The organism is Ruegeria sp. AB10, from assembly GCF_056542745.1.
Window position 1 is genome coordinate 53,618 of the sequence record NZ_JBQGAI010000012.1, and the last position, 19,773, is coordinate 73,390.

General features: G+C 55.9%; 17 protein-coding genes. 15 read left to right on the forward strand and 2 right to left on the reverse strand.

Features of this window, described 5'->3' with window-relative positions; all coding sequences use genetic code 11:
- Positions 1-24 precede the first annotated feature (24 nt).
- On the reverse strand, positions 25-678 hold the full coding sequence (locus ACR0NT_RS17465; RefSeq protein WP_170674872.1) for a GntR family transcriptional regulator: 654 nt from the start codon (positions 676-678) through the stop codon (positions 25-27).
- Here ACR0NT_RS17465 and ACR0NT_RS17470 point away from each other — a divergent pair.
- From ACR0NT_RS17470 to ACR0NT_RS17540, 15 genes are all read left to right on the forward strand, one after another.
- Positions 677-1,978: a Gfo/Idh/MocA family protein gene (locus ACR0NT_RS17470; protein WP_480443431.1), complete on the forward strand. Its 1,302-nt coding sequence runs from the start codon at positions 677-679 to the stop codon at positions 1,976-1,978. The genes ACR0NT_RS17465 and ACR0NT_RS17470 overlap by 2 nt on opposite strands.
- Positions 1,979-2,069: 91 nt before the next feature.
- On the forward strand, positions 2,070-3,080 hold the full coding sequence (gene dctP, locus ACR0NT_RS17475) for a TRAP transporter substrate-binding protein DctP (RefSeq protein ID WP_170674874.1): 1,011 nt from the start codon (positions 2,070-2,072) through the stop codon (positions 3,078-3,080).
- A gap of 30 nt (positions 3,081-3,110) precedes the next feature.
- A complete protein-coding gene (locus ACR0NT_RS17480) occupies positions 3,111-3,686 on the forward strand; it encodes a TRAP transporter small permease subunit (protein WP_170674876.1) in 576 nt (191 codons plus the stop codon).
- The gene (locus ACR0NT_RS17485; protein ID WP_074736095.1) at positions 3,683-4,978 is read left to right on the forward strand and encodes a TRAP transporter large permease; all 1,296 of its coding nucleotides are present in this window, start codon (positions 3,683-3,685) and stop codon (positions 4,976-4,978) included. The genes ACR0NT_RS17480 and ACR0NT_RS17485 overlap by 4 nt, the downstream gene beginning before the upstream one ends.
- Complete coding sequence (locus ACR0NT_RS17490) at positions 4,978-6,870, forward strand: sugar phosphate isomerase/epimerase and 4-hydroxyphenylpyruvate domain-containing protein (protein ID WP_170674878.1); 1,893 nt, start codon at positions 4,978-4,980, stop codon at positions 6,868-6,870. Before ACR0NT_RS17485 ends, ACR0NT_RS17490 begins: the two co-directional genes overlap by 1 nt.
- On the forward strand, positions 6,867-7,703 hold the full coding sequence (locus ACR0NT_RS17495; protein WP_480443434.1) for a citryl-CoA lyase: 837 nt from the start codon (positions 6,867-6,869) through the stop codon (positions 7,701-7,703). Before ACR0NT_RS17490 ends, ACR0NT_RS17495 begins: the two co-directional genes overlap by 4 nt.
- Positions 7,693-8,880 (forward strand): Gfo/Idh/MocA family protein, encoded by a 1,188-nt coding sequence (locus ACR0NT_RS17500; protein WP_480443437.1) that lies wholly within the window; start codon positions 7,693-7,695, stop codon positions 8,878-8,880. Before ACR0NT_RS17495 ends, ACR0NT_RS17500 begins: the two co-directional genes overlap by 11 nt.
- Positions 8,870-9,544: a hypothetical protein gene (locus ACR0NT_RS17505; RefSeq protein ID WP_170674882.1), complete on the forward strand. Its 675-nt coding sequence runs from the start codon at positions 8,870-8,872 to the stop codon at positions 9,542-9,544. Before ACR0NT_RS17500 ends, ACR0NT_RS17505 begins: the two co-directional genes overlap by 11 nt.
- Positions 9,537-10,727, forward strand: a complete 1,191-nt coding sequence (locus ACR0NT_RS17510; RefSeq protein ID WP_170674884.1) for a Gfo/Idh/MocA family protein — start codon at positions 9,537-9,539, stop codon at positions 10,725-10,727. Before ACR0NT_RS17505 ends, ACR0NT_RS17510 begins: the two co-directional genes overlap by 8 nt.
- Before the next feature lie 154 nt (positions 10,728-10,881).
- Positions 10,882-11,796 (forward strand): sugar phosphate isomerase/epimerase family protein, encoded by a 915-nt coding sequence (locus ACR0NT_RS17515; protein WP_170674886.1) that lies wholly within the window; start codon positions 10,882-10,884, stop codon positions 11,794-11,796.
- The gene (locus tag ACR0NT_RS17520) at positions 11,777-13,186 is read left to right on the forward strand and encodes an aldehyde dehydrogenase family protein (protein WP_170674888.1); all 1,410 of its coding nucleotides are present in this window, start codon (positions 11,777-11,779) and stop codon (positions 13,184-13,186) included. Before ACR0NT_RS17515 ends, ACR0NT_RS17520 begins: the two co-directional genes overlap by 20 nt.
- Positions 13,186-14,967: a thiamine pyrophosphate-binding protein gene (locus tag ACR0NT_RS17525; RefSeq protein WP_170674890.1), complete on the forward strand. Its 1,782-nt coding sequence runs from the start codon at positions 13,186-13,188 to the stop codon at positions 14,965-14,967. Before ACR0NT_RS17520 ends, ACR0NT_RS17525 begins: the two co-directional genes overlap by 1 nt.
- 664 nt (positions 14,968-15,631) lie before the next feature.
- Positions 15,632-15,958 (forward strand): hypothetical protein, encoded by a 327-nt coding sequence (locus ACR0NT_RS17530; RefSeq protein WP_170440540.1) that lies wholly within the window; start codon positions 15,632-15,634, stop codon positions 15,956-15,958.
- Complete coding sequence (locus ACR0NT_RS17535) at positions 15,951-16,943, forward strand: ATP-binding protein (protein ID WP_170440542.1); 993 nt, start codon at positions 15,951-15,953, stop codon at positions 16,941-16,943. Before ACR0NT_RS17530 ends, ACR0NT_RS17535 begins: the two co-directional genes overlap by 8 nt.
- Before the next feature lie 540 nt (positions 16,944-17,483).
- Complete coding sequence (locus tag ACR0NT_RS17540) at positions 17,484-17,834, forward strand: hypothetical protein (RefSeq protein ID WP_170674892.1); 351 nt, start codon at positions 17,484-17,486, stop codon at positions 17,832-17,834.
- 260 nt (positions 17,835-18,094) lie between these two features.
- Here the strand turns inward: ACR0NT_RS17540 and ACR0NT_RS17545 are convergent, their stop codons facing one another.
- Entirely contained in the window at positions 18,095-19,669 is a 1,575-nt protein-coding gene (locus tag ACR0NT_RS17545; RefSeq protein WP_170440548.1) for an arylsulfatase, read from the reverse strand.
- Between the last annotated feature and the right edge of the window lie 104 nt (positions 19,670-19,773).

A 19,773-nucleotide genomic window follows, 5' to 3' on the forward strand; every position in this document is an offset into this window, starting at 1 on the left:
GTGATAGGCAGAAACAACAGCGAGCTACATAGCTTCAAGCGTATGTGAGAGACCGTTTCGGATGTGATCTTCCAACAGTTTCTTGGCCGTGTCGGCGTCTCTGGCCAGCGCGGCATCGAACATGCCCTTGTGCTCCTTGACGGCCTCTTCACCGCGATAAGTCAACACTAGCATCTGATACCGCAGGTACTTGTCGTAGATGATCGAGTGCAGAGACAGAAGGTTCTTGGAGTTGCAGGCTGCGATCATCGCCTGGTGAAACTCCCAATCATATCGTTTCCAGGTTTCTTTCTCGGACTCGTCGCCCTTGAGAAGCTGCTGTTCCATCAGGTGAAGTTTGTGGTGTGCGGCAACCAGATTGCCTTCCCAGTCCGTGTCGCCGTTCGCAATGGACAACACCAACGCGTGGCATTCCAACAGTACGCGCAGCTCTGAAATCTCGGTTAGGTCTTCTCGTGAAACTGGCGTGACCAGGAACCCCCGTTGCTCAGGAGCTTCGACAAATCCGTCGCTGGCGAGCCTGTTCAGCGTTTCACGAAGTGTCGAAAGGCTTGCCGAGTAGCGTTCCTTCAAGGCGTCCAGCTTCAGTTTGGAGCCGGGCTGCAACTCCCCGAAGATGATGTCCCGCTTGATGCGCTGATAGGTGCTTGCACCTATCGTAGACGGCTGTTTCGCCATGCGTTTCACCCGATATTATCAGTTTCCTCGTTCAATTAGCATTTTTCAGAGACATCAGCAATCCAAACTGATGTATGGTAAAAATAAAAATATCATACATTATTGCGGAATCGCGAAAACCCCAATACGGTCGTGGCCAAGTTGGGCAAAGCAGCCCGATCGCTATCATCGGTTTCGGGATTTTCCGGACCCTCTGGAAGGAAGCAAAGTGTCTAAGAACTTTCGCATTGCCATTGTCGGCATTGGTCTTGTTGGACGACGCCACGCAGACGCTATCCGAGCGTTGCGCCATGTTGATCTCGTCGCGGTGGTGGACCCCAGCGATGAAGGTCGTGCTTACGCCGTTGAGCACGGGGTCGCATGTTACGAGACCCTCGAGGAAATGTTTGCAAATCAGACGCCAGACGGAGCTGTGCTTGCGACACCGACCACGCTTCATGTTGAACAAGGTCTCATGTGTGTTCGACATGGTTGTCCCATTCTTGTCGAAAAACCGATCGCCGTGGAAGCCACCGCTGCACTTGAGCTTGTTCAAGCAGCGGAGAAGGCGAATGTGCCACTGATGGTCGGACATCATCGTCGCCACAATCCTCTGATCAGGTCAGCGAAGGAAGCCATTGTCGATGGGAGGATTGGAGATGTGCGAGCTGTCCATGCGAATTGCTGGTTTTATAAGCCAGACGAGTATTTTGATGCCGCGCCTTGGCGAAAGAAACCTGGTGCAGGACCCATCTCGGTCAATCTTGTCCATGATGTGGATCTTCTGCGGCATCTGGCCGGAGAGGTAGTGACCGTTCAAGCGCAGGCGGCTGCATCGCAGCGTGGTTATGACAACGAAGATGTTGCTGGTGCGCTGTTGACGTTTGAAAGCGGGGCGATTGGGACCATAAGTGTATCCGACAGCATCGTCGCTCCGTGGAGCTGGGAGATGACATCTCAGGAATATCCAATCTATCCTTCGACCACTGAGAGTTGCTACATGATAGGTGGCTCTCATGGTTCGTTGTCCGTTCCCGATCTTCGCCTGTGGAGTTACCAGAGAGAGCAAAGGGACTGGTGGACGCTAATCTCATCAACCGCGCTGAAGAAGGGTGCGTCTGACCCTCTGGTCAATCAACTCGGGCACTTTGTTGAAGTAGCTCGGAACGAAGCAAATCCGATTGTGTCCGGGTGGGAAGGTTTCAGAACACTTCAAGTCATTGAAGCCATTCAAAATTCCTGCAGGACTGGCGAGACTGTCACGATAGGAAGCCTTCAAGAAATGCAGCAACAAAGACTGCAGGTAATAAAAAATATCTGATATTTTGCAAAAAATCTTGCAAAATGTCCAAAATAGGTCAAAACTCTGAATCGCAAAAAAGAAGCATCATGATGTCTCAGGGAGGAGCAAAGTGATTACCAAACTTACCCGCCGGGCTGCTGTATCAGCCCTGGTTGCAACCGGTGTTCTGTTTAGCGCAACAAGCGGTGCGCTGGCGGAAGACAAAGTGCAACTTCGCCTCGCAACATCAGGATCGGAGACCGACCAGCGTTCGGTCGCTATGGCCGAGGTTTTCGCGCCCATGGTTGCTGATTTCGCAAGTTATGAGCCCAGCTATAACGGCACCATCTTCGCTCAGGGCACCGAGCTTGACGCCATCAGCCGGGGCAACCTGGAAATGTCGATCACCTCGGCGCAGGAACTGGCGCAGTTCTTCCCCGAGTTTTCGATCTTTACCGCAGGTTACGTCCATCAGGACGCCGCGCATCAAGTGGCCGTTTTCAACGATCCCTTGATGGATGCGTTCAAGCAAAAGGCCGAGGAAGAGCTGGGCGTCAAACTGCTGTCGGTCATGTATCTGGGCCGTCGTCAGGTGAACCTGCGCCAGCCCAAAGATGAACTGACGGTCTCGACGCCAGCCGACTTGGAAGGCGTGAACCTTCGAATGCCGGGCACAGATGCGTGGCAGTTCCTTGGCAAGGCGCTGGGCGCTGCACCCACACCGATGGCGTTCTCTGAGGTCTACACCGCGCTGTCGACGGGTGCTGTTGACGGTCAGGACAACCCACTGCCGACTGTCGTGGATGCCAAGTTCTACGAAGTGACCAACCAGATCGTTCTGACATCGCACTTGGTCGACTTGAACTATATCGCCATCGGCAAAGAGGTTTGGGACGGGCTGACACCGGAACAGCAGGCTAAGGTTCAGGAAGCTGCGGATGCGGCAGCTGAATCCGGTCGCCAGAAGCAGCTTCAGAAAGAAGAGGATCTGGTGAGCTTCCTCAAAGAGCAGGGCATGGAGGTCTACGAGCCCGACCTCGCGGCGTTCCGCGATCAGGTACAGTCGATGTATCTGGAAAGCGAGTTCGCCGGGTCATGGCCGGACGGTGTTCTGGAGCAGATCAACGCTCTGGGCAACTAACTTCGTCTACGCAAGGGAGGGAGAACCACAATGAAAGGCTTCATAAAGGGGTTCTCCCGACTGACCGAAGCGATTGCCGGCGGGATGCTGGCGGCAATCTTCCTGATCTTCCTTCTCCAAATTCTTCTGCGGTACTTCTTTACCCCCGCTGGCTGGACGCTTGAACTCATCGGCATCCTCTGGGTCTGGGTGATCTTTTTTAGCTGCGCCTTCATCGTGCGCGAGAGGGATCACGTGAAGTTCGACATCATCTACCTTTCGGTGCCGATGCGCGTTCGTCAGGTCTTTGCGATGTTGGCGGCTGCGGCGATTGTGGTCGGGATGCTCTACAGTTTCCTTCCGACGTGGGACTACATCGACTGGATGAAAATCCGCAAGACCGCGACCGTTCGCAACCCCTTCTCGGGTGAGAAGATACCGCTGCGCACCGTGTTCACAATTTATGCAGTGTTCATGCTGGTCGTAGCTGCGCGGTATGGGTGGCTGTTCTTTGACATTATGCGCAACGGCCCACCAAAGACCGAACTTGAAATGGTGGTTGGATACAACGTGGTCGACGAACACCCCCGCGTTGATGTGGAAGACGACGAGGACGCAAGCAAATGAGTTTTGAACTTCTTTCCTGCTTGCTCACACTCTTTGTACTGGCAGGCATCGGGACACCTATCGGCTATTCCATCCTGCTGGCCTCGTTGATGTATCTGGGCGTGGCCGGACTGGACGTCGCGCTTGCGGGTGAGAAGATCCTGCAAGGCTTCTACAAAAGCACGATCCTGCTTGCCGTGCCTTTGTTCATCGTCGCCGCGAATATAATGAACGCGGGGTCGATCACCGACCGCTTGCTGAACTTCTGCGTCGCTGCTGTCGGGCGGTTCAAGGGCGGCCTCGGGCACGTAAACGTGGTAGCGTCTCTGATCTTTTCCGGTATGTCCGGCTCGGCTGTCGCGGATGCTGCGGGGATCGGCAAGATCATCATTGAGATGATGACGAAAGATGGGCGCTACAGCCGAGGTTACGCAGCCGCAATCACGGCAGCGTCGGCGACGATCGGCCCGATCATTCCGCCCTCGATCCCGATGGTTTTGTATGCGCTGGTTTCAAAGGCGTCTATCGGGTCGCTGTTTTTGGCCGGTATTCTTCCGGGCCTGATCATGGGCGTCGTCCTCATGGCGATGAACTACTATCTTGCCGGCAAGCGGAACTTTGCATTGGAAGAACCTGTTCCGCTGCGCGAATTGCCGGCTAAAACCGCAAACGCGTTTCCGGCACTGCTGATGCCCGCAATCCTGCTGTACGGCATATATGGCGGCGTCACCACTCCGACCGAGGCTGCAGCCGTGGCTGCATTCTACGCCCTACTACTGGCAGCGTTGTTCTACCGCGCACTGACCTTCCGTGGCCTTTACCAAGTGTTCGTCGACAGCGCGCGCTCTTCTGCCGCCGTCGGGGTGGTCATTGGTGGCGCGTTCATTCTGAACTTCATCGTCATTCAGGAACAGATCCCGCAGTCGATCTCAGCCTTGCTGGAGGGTTCGGATGTCAGCCCGATTGTGTTCCTGATCCTCGTAAATCTGCTGATCCTCGCGCTGGGATGCGTGTTGGACGCGACAACGATCATTCTTGTGATCGTGCCCCTGTTCATTCCAACCTGCGAAGCGCTTGGGATTGATCTGGTGCATTTCGGAGTGCTGGTCGTCGTGAACTCGATGATCGGTCTGATCACGCCGCCCTATGGCATTCTACTCTTTGTGATCAACGCCGTGACGGACATTCCACTGCGCGAAATCATCTCGGAAATCTGGGCCTTCCTCGCGGTTCTCATCTTCGCCCTGGTGATCATGATGCTGATGCCGGATCTGGTCCTGTGGTTGCCGCGTATGTTTGGATATCAGGGATAATGTGCCTCTCGGTTTCGACAACGTCGATCCCCGGTGATCTGGCCGAAAAACTGAGCGCCATCGCTGAAGCGGGATTCGGGGGCGTCGAAATACATGAACCGGATTTAACCGCTTTTGACGGACCGCCATCGCAAGTCCGTGAAATTGCATCGGACCTCGGCCTGAAGATTTGCCTGCTGCAACCCTTCCATAACCTTGAAGGCCAGCCCGATGCCGGACGTGAGCGCGCCTTTGATCGACTGAAGCGCAAACTCGACCTGATGAGCGAGTTGGGAACGGAATTGCTGCTTATCGGGTCTGCCTTCGAGGCCGATGTCGCCGCGACCGAAGAACAGGTAATCGCAGATCTTGGCGAGGCGGCCCAAATCGCTAAAGAAATGGGGATGCGTCTGGCCTATATGGGCTTGCCATGGTCGGGTCTTATTCACTCGGATGAGCAGGCGTTACGCGTCGTTGAAGCCATCGACAGCCCCCATTTCGGGCTGGCCCTGAATTCCTTCTTCTCGCTTGCCGATGGGTCCAAACCAGCCCGCCTTCGGGACATTCCCGGAGAGCGGCTGTTCCATGTGCAACTGTCCGATGCACCCCGGCTTGAGATGGATATCCGCAGGCTCAAGCGGCATTTCGGGCTTTTGCCCGGGCTCGGATCGCTGAACCTTGCGGGCTTCGTGCGGGTGTTGTCGCGCGCCGGTTACAAGGGGCCTTGGTCCATTGCGCGCGTCAACGAAGCAGCTCCTCAACCCGGTGGCCGCACACTGGCCCGAGACAGCTATAGGTCGTTGGTGAACCTTTTGGATGAGGTGTCGCGGACCGAGCCGGGAACGGATTTCGGCATCCCGGACCTGCCGGAACGTGTCTATGCGTCAGGCTTTGAGTTCGTCGAATTTACAGCCGACGAAACGAGCGGTACGCAGCTGGCAGACATGCTCTCGGCCATGTGTTTTCGAATGGAGCGAAAACACGTCACCAAGTCCGTCGAGTTGTGGCGGCAAGGTGCGATAAACATCGTTGTGAACACCGAAAAGGAAGGTTTTGCTCATTCGGCGTTTCTGGGCCACGGCCCTTCGGTTTGTGACATGGGATTGCGTGTCAAGGACGCGGATCAGACGGTTCAGCGCGCGACAGCGCTCGGCGCACCAAATTTCTCACAGCCGGTGGGCACCGGCGAGCTGGACATCCCGGCCATTCGCGGTGTTGGCGGCAATGTTGTGCATTTCATCGATGAGAAGTCCGATCTGCACCGGGTCTGGGACATCGAGTTCGAGCCGGTTGCGAAAGCCAAGGCCACTCAACCAGCCGGCCTGCGCCGTATCGACCATCTGGCCCAGACGATGCGTCACGATGAGATGCAAAGCTGGCTACTCTACTACATTTCGACTTTTGAGATGGCGAAATCACCGATCGTGAATGTCGCCGACCCGTCCGGTGTCGTGCAAAGCCAGGCTATCGAAAGCCCCGAGGGCGAAGTGCGCCTGAACCTGAACGGGGCCGTTGGGCGGCGAACACTGGCTGCGTCATTCCTTGAAGATGGCTTTGGCGCAGGGGTGCAGCACATCGCCTTCCAGTCGGACGACATTTTCGAAACGTCGGATCACCTTCGTAAATCCGGCTTCCCCAGTTTGACGATCCCAGAGAACTACTACGCCGATCTGCAAGCGACCTTCGGATTAGATCATGATCTGATCGCACGACTGCGCCAGGGCAACATTCTTTACGACCGGGCAGGGGGTGCTGAGTATTTTCAGATATACAGCCGCCCCATCTTTAACGGCTTCTTTTTCGAAATTGTTGAACGCCGCATGGGCTATGCCGGTTACGGTGCGCGTAACGCGCCCATTCGTCTCGCCGCGCAAAGCAAAACCCAGACGCTCAAAGAGGTGCAGACTCAATGACTGTGCTGGATGAAAACATGACAATGGATGAACGCGCCGTTCGCCAATGGTGGCGTACCTCCATCATCGACATGAAGCCCGGACAGATCGCGTTTCGTGGCAACGCCATAGAGGACCTGATCGGGAACGTATCTTTTCCGCAGATGATCTGGTTGATGGTGAGGGGCGATCTGGCCAGCGACGCGCAAGCGTGCTTGTTCGAAGCTGCTTTGGTCGCAGGCGTGGATCACGGTCCGCAGGCCCCTTCAATCGCGGCTGCGCGTATGGCCGCCACCTGCGGGGTCGGTCTCAATAATGCGATGGCGACTGCGGTGAACATGCTGGGCGACGTGCATGGCGGGGCAGGAGAGCAGTGTGCAGAGCTGTACTATGATATCGCAGTCCGCATGGATGCGGGAGCTTCGCTGAATGACGCTGTTCGGGATGGCTTGGACAGTTGGCGCGAGACGTACGGCAAGATCGTCTCGGGCTTTGGCCACCGTTTTCACAAGCCCGTCGACCCACGCGCACCACGATTGATGCAACTTGTTCGTGATGCGGCGACAGAAGGCACAGTTTCTGGCCGCTTTGCCGATATCGGAGAAGAGGTTCAGGCCGAACTTGGTCGCCAACGCGGAGGTCGGCCCATTGCCATGAATATCGATGGCGCGACAGCTGTGATCTTCTGCGAACTTGGCTTTCCCGCCCCCTTGTCGCGGGGGCTATTCTGCCTGTCGCGCTCGGTTGGAATACTGGCCCACGCTTGGGAGCAGATGGGCCAGGGTGGCCGCAATAAAGGGCCAATGCCCCCGAATTACTTACCCCTCTACGAAGACAGGAATGATGACACGTGAGACATCGAAATCCTTCCGGGTCGGCCTTGTCGGCTGTGGTCGTATCAGCGATATCTATCTAAAAACACTATCCAAATTCGCAAACGTCGAGGTCGTGGCCTGCGCCAGCCTCGATCCTACGGAAAGCCGCGCCAAGGCGGATCAATACGGCATCGTCAAGGCCTGCACGCCAAATGAAGTGTCTGACGATCCGACAATTGACTGCGTTCTGAATCTGACAATTCCGGCGGCCCATGCCGAAATCAGCCTGCGCGCGCTAGAGGCGGGCAAGCACGTCTATTCCGAAAAGCCGCTGGTCATGAATCGAACGGATGGAAGGGCGATCCTGCACATGGCCTCTGAAAAGGGCTTACTGGTCGGCTGCGCACCCGACACGTTTCTGGGCGGTCGCTGGCAGACCGTTCGGCGCTTGATCGATGAGGGTGCCATTGGCAAACCGACAGGGGTTTTTGCCCATGTCGGCACCCACGGGACGGAACGCCATCATCCCAACCCGGATTTCTACTATAAGGCGGGTGGTGGGCCATTGCTGGACCTTGGGCCATATTATCTGACCGCGATGATCTGCTGTCTTGGTCCCGTTGACCGGGTCGCCGGAATGGCGCGGCGCACGTTCGACAAAAGGATGATCGAAAACGGCCCTCGCAACGGCGAATGGATGGACGTCGAGGTCGACACACACTCCCTAAGCCTGCTGCAGTTCTCTTCCGGAGCTATAGGGTCGATGACCATGAGCTTCGACGTCTGGGACAGCGAAACTCCGCGGTTCGAGATCTATGGTGAAGACGGGACCATCAGCATTCCTGATCCTGACCCGGTTCATGGCGCCAATATCTTTCAAGGGGATGTCTGGCTGAAAACGCGGGACACCTCGCGCTGGTCTCATCAGCCTCGTCCAACCGGTCGCGAAGACTGGCAGGTGGTCGAAAACAAACATGGGTTTAACGAAGACAGCCGCGGGCTCGGCCTTTTGGATCTGGCTCTGGCGGCACAAGAAGGACGCCAACCCCGTGCAAGTGGAGCGCTTGCCTACCATGTGTTCGAGGTCATGGACGCAATCGAGCGGGCGCCGAAATTCGGAGCGTATCAAACAATAGAAAGCCGTTGCGCAGCACCGGAGCCTCTGCCGGTCGATTTCCTGAATGATGAGAGGAAGGAGCTGGTGTATGCCGATTGAGACACTCGATTTTGCGCAGCCCTTCTTTCGCGTCAAGCACATCACCGATGAAGACAGAATATCTGTCCAGGGTCGCGCCATTGTTCTTAACCTTGGGGGGCGAAATCTCTCTGTCGTGGAGCAGACCATTGCACCGCTTTCCTCTGTGATCGTGCAAGACAGCGCGCTTAACGGCGTAGAACGTGCAGTCATTGTCCACGGTTTCGATGCCCATGCCGATGAAAACGAGTTGTTCGCATGGGTGAAAGATACATGGCCATCTGCTTTCGACGTCCGTCAAGAGGAGCGTCTGCGCGGTGTAAGTCATTACATGTCCCCAAAGGTCTTCGTGGGGAATGTTGGACTGACCATGTACCACTCGGGCTCGGTGCCGCTGAATGTCGGATTGCACAAGGATCATCCGTTCTGCCCGGTACCGGGGTTCCGCGAAGTGCATACGCAAATCGTTGGCTTCGGCAAAATGCAGCAATGCCGAGAACGGGACGTTGAAACCCTTTACCTCGAAGAATTCATGGCCCCGGGCACGACCCACAAGCCGATGTATGACGCCCAAGGCATCTACCCCTGGCATCAATACGAGACCATCACCCCCAGTATCTTCATGGCGGTCGAAATACTGCCGGAAGGCGCGAGGATTCCGGACATGGAGGTTCAGAATGGCTGAGAGACTTTTACCAGAAGACCTGAACTTTGACGGCCCTTTCCCCCGTCTGGCTCGCCGTTTGCGGCTGGGCGTTGTTGGCGGTGGACGTATCTCTGTCACGCAGGCAACGGCCGCGCGGATGACCGACCGGTGGGAGGTCGTCGCAGGAGCGCTCAGTTCTGACGCCATGCGAAGCAAGGCGCGCGGGGCCGAGTGGTTCCTGCCGGCCGATCGGTGCTATGCGTCCTTCGACGAGATGGCAAAGGCCGAGGCGGCACGCCCGGATGGTGTGGACGCGGTGATGATCACCACCCCGAACCACGTTCATTTCGAAGCGGCCAAAGCCTTTCTGGAGGCGGGTATTGACGTGCTGTGCGATAAGCCCCTGACCAACGAAGTCGCCGAGGCAGAGGGGCTTGAGGAGATTACCGCGCGCACGGGACACATCTTTGCTGTCGGCTATGCGATGTCATGTTTTCCAGTAATCCGTCAGGCCAAACAAATCGTGGCGGAAGGCGGCATCGGTAAAATCAACCAAATCCACGTCGAGTTCATGCAAGACTGGATGACTCCCGATGATGTGGCTGATGCGCCCCACGTCAAATGGCGGCTGGACCCAAAGATTTCTGGCCCGACCAGTTGTGTCGGCGATATTGGCACCCATGCCGCGCATCTGGCCAGCTTTGTCTCGGGCCTGCCGATGACCGACCTGAGGGCCGAGCTCCATGTCTGCGGCGCGCCAAAGCCTTTGGAAGACACGGTGTTCATGTTCACCCGTTACCAAAGTGAAGTTCCCGGAACCCTGATGGCGACACGCCTTGCCCCCGGAAACCGCGGTGGGTTGCGGTTGCGCATATTCGGAAGCGAAGGAGGGCTGGAGTGGGACTTAGAGAATTCAGAACGTCTGAAGTTCAATCGGTTCGGAGAGCCGGATCGTATCATCAGCCGAGGTCACGGGCATGGCATCGGTCCCGGCGCGGAACGTCTGATCCGTACTGCGCGCGGCTTCCCCGAAGGTATTATCGAAGCCTGGGCCAATCTCTATACGGAATTTGCCATGGCAGTGGCTGCACGCCGGGATGGCGTTACAGTTCCGGCCGATTGGTTTACTTACCCCAGCGTCGATCAAGGCGCAGACGGCGTCCGTTTCATTGATGCGTCTGTGTGCTCGCATCAGTCCGGAGGCGACTGGGTCGCGATCTAAAGCTCTGCCAACACATAGGTTAAACGCGCCCGGGTCATTGCTCGGGCGTTTCCAATTCCTGCTCAGCAATAAAAGTTGATATTTTAAAAAATATCTGATATTTTTGACTACGTGTGATGAATTTGAGATTCGCAGACACGTGGAGCTGTCGTTCATGGTGAAACCCGAAGAGGCTGGCGCAGGCCCCTCTCTTTATTCCTTGGCGCATCTGACGCTGATTGGCTGTACGCCGCCCGAGTTGGTCTACATCGCCGCGCGGGCCGGTTACGATGCCGTCAGCCCCCGCTTCATTCCGATGCATGTGCCCGGTGAATTCACTCAATCTCCAATCGACAAGGCACAGGTGCATGCCACCAAAACTGCTCTCTCTACCACTGGCTTGAAAGTCCTCGATGTCGAACTTGCGCGCATCACAGAAGATGTCGATCCGCGCAGTTTTGAGCCTTCTCTTGAGATCGGTGGGGAATTGGGTGCCAAGCGCATGATCATGAGCGCGTGGACCAATACCCGCGATGATCGTGACTTCCTGATCGACGTCTATTCGGAAACCTGCGAACTGGCGGCACCCTACGGGCTAACAGTGGACCTGGAGTTCCCAAGCTTTTCCCGCCTTCGTACTCTGGATGAGGCGCTTGACATTGTCCGCGCCTCCGATCAGCCGAATGGCGGTATTCTGGTTGATACGCTTTATCTGCATCTCAGCCGCGTGGATTTGGGAGAGTTGCTACACGTCCCCTCGGACCTGTTTCACTTCCTGCATATCTCTGATTGCCTGCCCGGCATCGCCGATACGCGTGAGGGCATGATCCAACTGGCCCGCGATGCGCGGCTATATCCCGGTGAGGGATGGATCGATTTCACCGGCATCATCGAACGGATGCCGCCCGTCGACTATTCCATCGAACTGCCCAACCAAAGCCGCGTTGCCGAGTTGGGATATGAAGAACACGCGCGTCGCTGTCTCAGCCACGCCAAGCGAACATTTGGCGAGGCGCGGTCACAGCGTCGTATGCCCGATGCTACAATTCCAAAACACCAAGAGGATCATCATGGGCAAAGAGCTCACTGAAAACGACCGCAACATGGCGGCAGATATGCTGGCACGCGCCCGCGCTGCCATGGCCGAGATCGAGGATTGGGATCAGGACAGGCTGGACCGCCTGTCTCAGGCCATCGCGTGGTATGCAGGTAATGAGAAAACCTTCACGCGTCTGGCTCAACAAGGCGTGGATGAGAGCGGTATCGGAGATCGCGAAGGCCGCCCAGCGAAGCGCTTCAAGATTCACATGGTGCTGCGAGATGTCTTGCGCACACCCTCGACCGGCATCGTCGAGGTTGATGAGGAAAAAGGTCTGGTGAAATATGCCAAACCTGCTGGCGTCATCGCATCCCTGATCCCAATGACTAACCCAGCGATGACACCACCGGTGACCGGCGTTTCCGCCGCCAACGCCCGGAATGCCGTCATTTTCAGCCCGCACCCGCGAACCGCTCATACGACCTTCGAAATGGTCGAGGTTATGCGTGCAGCTTGTCGTGCTGCCGGTGCCCCCGAGGACTTGTTTCAATCCATTCGCAAACCCTCGATCTCATTGACGCAACATCTGATGGAGATCTGCGACTTGACTTTGGCGACGGGCGGCAAACCCATGGTCAAAGCGGCGTACAGTTCAGGGCGTCCAGCCTATGGTGTCGGCGCAGGCAATTCATCCATTGTCATTGATGAGACTGCCGATCTGGATATCGCCGCGCAGAATACCCGTATTTCAAAGACCTCCGACTTTGGGTCGGGCTGCTCGGCCGACGGCAACATCATCATCCAGCGCTCAGTTTACGACGATATGGTCAAGGCGCTTCAAGCCGAGGGAGGCTACCTGTGTTCGGATGAAGAGAAGGCCATGCTCGAAGCGGCCATGTGGGATGAAAAGGGAAACCGTACGTTTCCGACCATTGCCTGTCCGCCGCAGCAAACGGCCAAGGTCGCCGGTTTTAGCATCCCCGAAGATCGCAAGTTTCTGATGGTTGAAAATCAGGGGCAAATCGGGCCGCAGCACAAGTTCTCCAAGGAAAAACTGACCACGCTGATGGCGCTTTATCACTTCGAAACGTTCGATGATGCGCTGGAAACGGTCAGCCAGATCTACAACACCGGGGGCAAGGGCCATTCCTGCGGCATCTACAGCCACAATGACGATCACATCGACCGGTTGGCGCGTCTGGCTCCGGTCAGCCGTATGATGGTGCGACAGCCTCAATCCAAGGCCAATGCGGGTGCCTGGACAAATGGCATGCCTATGACCAGCAGCCTGGGCTGCGGCATCTGGGGCGGCAACATCACCAACGAAAACGTCACTATGAAACACATGATGAACTACACTTGGGTCAGCCGTCCCATCCCAGAGGATCGCCCCTCGGAGCCGGACTTGTTCGGTGAGTTCTACGGACAGGAGGTCGCGTGATGGACGCAAGCAAACTGGACGGTAAAACCGTCGCCGAACACATCGTTGATTTCTTGGAACGTCGTGAGGTCAAACATGTGTTCGGCCTGTGCGGCCACACGAACATCGCGGTTCTGGCCGCCTTGGCGGAAAGCCCCATCGATTTCGTCACCGTACGGCACGAACAAATCGCCAGCCACGCGGCGGATGCATATGCCCGCGTGACGGGCAAGGCCTCTGTGGTCTTGTCTCACCTCTCCCCAGGTTTGACAAACTGCGCCACTGGGGTCGCCAACGCGGCGCTGGATTGTATCCCCATGGTCGTGATCGCAGGTGATATTCCCACGCATTATTACGGCAAACATCCGCATCAGGAGGTGAACCTGCACGCGGACGCTGCCCAGTGGGAGATCTATCGCCCATTCGTCAAACGTGCCTGGCGGGTGGATCGCGCAGACTTGATGGCCGAGATTCTGGAAAAGGCGTTTCATCTTGCCGAAAGTGGCCAGCCCGGGCCGGTACTGGTCAATGTCCCCATGGACATCTTTTCAGAGGTGATCCCCTCGGACAGTTTCGACCGCATTCGCGACAACACGCGCGCGCTCAAGAAACCGTCGATTGACGACGAGACAGCGGGAGAGATTGTCGAAGCGTTGGCTAAAGCCGAAAACCCGGTCGCTTATGTCGGAGGTGGTATTCTTCTGGCACAGGCCAGCGAGGAGTTGCGAGAATTTGTGGAACATATGGGCCTGCCCGTCGCGCATTCCCTGATGGGCAAGGGCGCGTTGCGGGACGACCATCCGCTGGTGTTGGGCATGACCGGGTTTTGGGGCACCGAACTGGTCAACCAGTCCTGCTTGAATGCGGACTACATCTTTGCCGTGGGCACTCGGTTCAAAGAGGCTGATTGTTCAAGTTGGTACCCTGGCTACACGTTCAACATTCCCGGGTCGAAGGTCATTCATATCGACATTGAGCCGCAGGAGATCGGTCGGAACTATCCCACCGAGATCGGAGTCGTTGCTGACGCCAAGGCCGCATTGCGCGTCCTCAACCGGGTTGCCCGCGAGATGTATCCGGACGGCTTCAAGCGCCCCACGCTGGCGCAGAGGATCGCTGGCTTCCGGACGGACTTCAAAGCGCGCAACGTGGAAATGGCGACCTCATCGGCCTTTCCAATGATGCCCGAGCGTATTCTGGCAGATACCCGCAAGGCACTGCCCGAGGATGCCATCATCACCACGGACGTTGGGTGGAACAAGAACGGTGTCGGACAGCAATTCGATATCCTGACACCCGGTTCAATACTGACTCCGGGTGGGTTCGCGACGATGGGCTTTGGCCCTCCGGGCGCGATCGGCGCGAAACTGGCAGCCCCGGATCGCGTGGTGCTTAGCCTCGTTGGCGATGGTGGGTTTGGTCAAAACCCGTCAATGCTGGCGACAGCTGTCGAGCTTGATCTGGGCATCATCTGGCTGGTTATGAACAACAACGCCTTCGGAACGATCGCCGGCCTTCAAAAAGCGCACTACGGTCTGACCTATGGAACCACGTTCCCCGGATCAGCCGCCGCACCCGCTAACGGACCGGGCTATGCCGATATAGCGCGAGCCTACGGCGCGGAAGGGCACAGACTCAGCGCTGCCGACGAACTGTTGCCCGCATTGGAAGCGGCAATCGCCAGTGGCAAGCCAACCGTGCTCGATGTGCCAATGATCAACAACCCGACACCAACAACCGGGCATTGGAATATTCTCGACATCTATTCGCCAGATAGGGATGTTTCGCACGTTGCCACCTAAAGCAAATTAGAGTGTGCGATCCGTCTGTGCATACGGCTTTTGCCCGTAACTGTTATACAGAAGGGCAATTGCCGCTGTGCGATGGCTTAAGCTTGATGGAAAACTTTTGAGTCGCAAATGGCAAGACTCGTGCGTCGTGCTATTCTAGGGGAATTTAAAATCAAAGGCTTAGATGTCGATGAATGGCAAAACTATGTGTCGCCCGACACCATGTCAGGCGACACATAGTTCTGCCACCAGCGACAGAACCTTGCCTTTTTCGCCTCACTTCCTTCATCCAGCACCTAGACCGATTTCATTGATCCTGACTTCCTTTTGGTAAAATCAGGGCTGATTTGCAGATCAGACGCCGAAGGCGCCTGTTCCTGCTGATCTGCCACGTGGCGAACGCGGATGGGGGCGAGGCAATGCTATTCGACAATAGTGGTGCGGCCCGCAGGCGCAGCCGAGGACACGGTGTTGTCTAATAGGGTTGCCCGAGGGGGAAGGCAGCGTCTTACCCCTGATGGCCAGGGGCATTTGGCTTATCCGAATCCCGCTGGCCCCAAAACAAGTGCGACGGTTAGGGCCGCACAAGTAATTTATGCGCCAAAAAACGTTTTTATTCAATGGGTTCTGCGGAAAGCGCTCTTTCGTCGCATATGCGAAATTCTAAGCGCTAAGATTGAAACCTGACGCTCGCGGCACTCTATCCGATGCCTTGGATGCCATTATCCAACGAGATGCTGAAGAGCGGCGTAGATTTGGCGCAGTATTAAAGCGTCAGACGCCTGCGGGATTAAAACGAGCGCGAGAAGACTTGTTCGTGGGATTGAGCATCAAGTCAGGTGATCCCGAAGGATTTGAATTACCACCAGAGCCGGACCTATTTGGGTACCTGATCCCGTTTTCAGACGAGCACCAAGAAATTTCAGAAACTTCAGCAGATGACATCCAAAACTCTTCTGAGGAGCAACCCAGAGCTTCTACTTGGAGGTTCGAGGATGATTGATAAACACAAAGTTAATTCCGACGATATTGACCTTCAAATTGCTGAGTTGCGCAGCGCTTTTGTGTCTCACCAAGCGTTTCAAAATCTCGAAATGATCTTCGACCGTCATCTCCGTCGAAGGAGGGCGGCCTTTCGATTGGGAAGCCGCGGAGAAGCTCGGGGCATTGCTCTTATTGGGGCCTCTGGTAGTGGGAAATCCACGGCTGCGGACCGTTTGTTCGACAACCACCCAAGCCTTGTCCTGCCTACTGAAGGGCAAGATGTGGCAGAAGTGATCCGACTTCAGGTGCCATCGCCAGCGACCTTGAAGAATGTTGGCGCAACGATTTTGTCTGGTCTGGGTTATCCGCTCGCTCGGGACAAATCTGCTGCAATCATCTGGACGCAAGTCCGCCAGTTTCTCCAATTACGTAGTACACTGTTTGTGCATCTGGACGAGGCACAGGATCTTTACATCAGCAAAGGGTTCAAGGCCCGCAATGACGTAGTGAACACACTAATATCTTTGATGAACGACAAAGACTGGCCGGTGGGTTTGGTGCTCTCCGGGACGCCAGATCTGATCAAGATGATCAATTCCGACGTGCAACTCAAAAGGAGAATGGATGTTGTACATTTGGACGCAGTGAGCTGGATTTCGCATGAAGCGGATGTCAAAGGTCTTTTTGCGGGGTTTGTTTCAAAGTCTGGTTTGGGGAATGACGTTGAACTAGGCGAGGACGCGTTTTTGAAACGTTTAGTTCACGCCGGTGGAAACGAGTTCGGTCTGATCATCGATATGATCCTCTGCGGTATTGAAGAAGCACTCTACGTGGAGTCGGATCAACTCAAGCTGGCGCACTTTGCTGAGGCATTCCGGCGAAAGTCAGGCTGTATCCCGGCGTTCAATCCGTTTCTTGCCGAAGACTACCGCACTATCGACGTCAAAGCCGTGATGGGGTGGTTGGAATTGAATGATCCCTCGAGTAGCGGAGTGAGAATATGAAAGCACAGCTTGCTCTGACTCTGCCTCATCATCACATGGAGACGCCTGCTTCCTATGTCGCCCGGCTGTCACGTCGCAATCTTAGTGTTACGAGGGAGTTCTGTTCAGATCTGGGTCTGAGATGGCCCCATATCTGCTCGGCCCATCCGGATCAGCTGGAGCGCCTGTCACAACTGGCTGGGGTGCCACTTGAAGCGTTGGAGTTGGCGGCGGCCAGATTGGTTGGCCCCTGTCGGTACCGCGTCGGGCATTCCTTTGCCACCTCCGGTTCGTTCCGCCGGGCTGGCACTGGATCGTAGAGATGTTGAGACAATCCCCTGCGAAGCTGGGTTTGTTCGTGCCTACCCGAACGAGACACGAGATGTGGTTCGGGAACTGATGACTGGGGGGGTAAAACGTCAATCTAAACTGACTGCTTGAGTCAACAAAAGCTGGTAGCGGAGCTAAGTTAATGCTCCGCCGCTCATGCTCATCAGTTTTAGTGGCGGCCTCTCAATTGGGCCAACTACGTTGAATTGCTGAACTGCGAGGTGAAGAAAAATGACTAGCAGTCGAAGAAATCTTACTGAACGGCTTCAACCAATATGGGAGGCCGTAGGCAAGCTGGGCGCGAATAGTCCCGCGCTTAATCTAAAGGCCTATCTCGATGAGATTTGGAGCGAAAACAACACAACTACTGTTTCTTTGGGGATTGGAGAGGATCTCGCCCGACGAGACGAAAAAATTGCGGAAGATCTTGAGGCCCAATTCAAGATGATTGCGGTCGCCTATGCCTCTGGAGAATTGGATGAGATCGACCGCGTAGTTAACTACCTAGCGTTCATACGTCGCATGAAAAAGCAGGGTGTTTACGAAATTGGACACTGGAGCGATGAGGACCCAGATGGGTGACGATGTAACTAGAAGGTGGTTCACGTAACACCCGTTCAGCAATGTCCAATGGCTTTTATCTAAGGCCTTCCCTCCGAGAACTCAAAACCTGACATTTTGGCGGGACGCGGCGAATGACTCGAAGGAGCCCAATCTTACCAATGCTGCGCTGGATCCAAATGACAGTCTTGGTGCATAAGCGAACCTTCGTCAGAAGGTGTTTCTCGCGAGTTCTTGTTAGGATCGGGAGGCAAGGATTGGTGCCTCCCGTGAGTTGATTTCTACTGTGACATCCCGCCTTCGGTCGAGATTTGTTCTTCAACATGACCTTGGTTGGTGACGTCCGAACCCCGTGGAGGATAGTCCTTGAACGTAGAAAGGTGGTTTTGAACGATTTTGGCCGCCGGCCCAAATGCCCACATCTTGTTGCCCATCCAGCGGGTATACATCCCGGATTCTTCGGCCGCTTTTTCGTAAGGATCGCGACGCAGGTTGAACAGCAGGGGTGCGTTCAGTTCCTCCTTGGGGCCAGCCCAGCCTTCGGATTGGATCGTGAAATGTGCTTTCCAGTCACCATGGCGTACAGCTTGCAGGTCCGGTCCTTCGTAGTAGATGATCTCGTCCCGGCTGCTCTCGCCCTCACCGGTCAAGAAAGACAGTTGGTTATATCCATCGAGATGCACCTGATAGCCTTCATAGCCTTGCAGCAAGGAGTCCGGCAGATCGCCCGGCCCTCCGGCGGCGGCAACAAGGGTGGGCATCCAGTCAAGACCGGCAAAAATACCGTTACTCACGGTTCCGGCGGGGACTTTTCCGGGCCAGCGAATGATGGCCGGGACGCGGAAACCGCCTTCCCAGGTTGTGCCCTTTTCGCCATGGAACGGTGTTGTTCCACCATCGGGCCAGGTCATGGTTTCGGGGCCGTTATCGGACGTAAAGACAACAATCGTGTTGTCCGAGACACCCAATTCCTCCAATCGCGCCATGACTTTGCCGACGTTGTCATCCAGCTCTTTCATCACGACATCCTGCAAGCCGCGCCCGTCGCCCAGCATGGCCTCGTATTCGGGGCTCAGATGGGTCCAGACATGCGCGCGCGCCGGTGCCATCCAGACAAAGAAAGGCGTATCGCTGTCGACCGCGCGGTTGATGAAGTCCAGCGTGTGTGCTGTCACCTCGTCGTCCAGCGTCTTTTGCCGCTCAGGCGGAGCCGGACCATCGTCGATGATGCGTTGCTTGCCAACCAGACCCCAGCGTGGGTCCACAGTTTCATCGACTGTATCCGTGGCGTACGCGTGAATGATGTTCCGAGGGCCAAATGTGTCGTTGAATTTCTGATCTTTCGGCCAGTCCGGGTCGGATGTGTATTCCATCGCGTTCAGATGGTAGAGCCAACCCCAATATTCATCAAAGCCCTTCACCGTCGGCAGGAATTTGTTCATATCCCCCAGATGGTTCTTGCCGAATTGACCGGTCGTGTAGCCCAGAGATTTTAGCATGATGGCCAAAGTCGGGTCATTTTCGTTCAGACCTTTTTTAGGGTCTCCGGGCAGGCCGACTGTGTGCATTCCGGTACGAACTGGCAATTGTCCGGTGATAAAGGCTGACCGTCCAGCAGTACAGCTTGGCTGAGCATAATAATCCGTCAAACGCATACCGTCGGCAGCCAGTTGATCAAGATTGGGGGTTTTGATGCTTTTCACGCCCTGATGATAGCTGCCCAGACTGGCCCAGCCGACATCGTCGGCCATGATGACAAGGATATTGGGTTGGTCGGTTCCGGCCAAAACCGGCATGGCAGAGACCGTCGCCGTGGCCAGCGTGGCGGAAACCGCAATAGATCGAAGAATGAACATTATTACCTCTGTGGACGTGGAAGACGATATCGATGGTGGGAATATCGAAGGGTCCATCAGGGATAGCGATTGAGAGTTTCTTGTCGCAACAGAGCTTTACCATG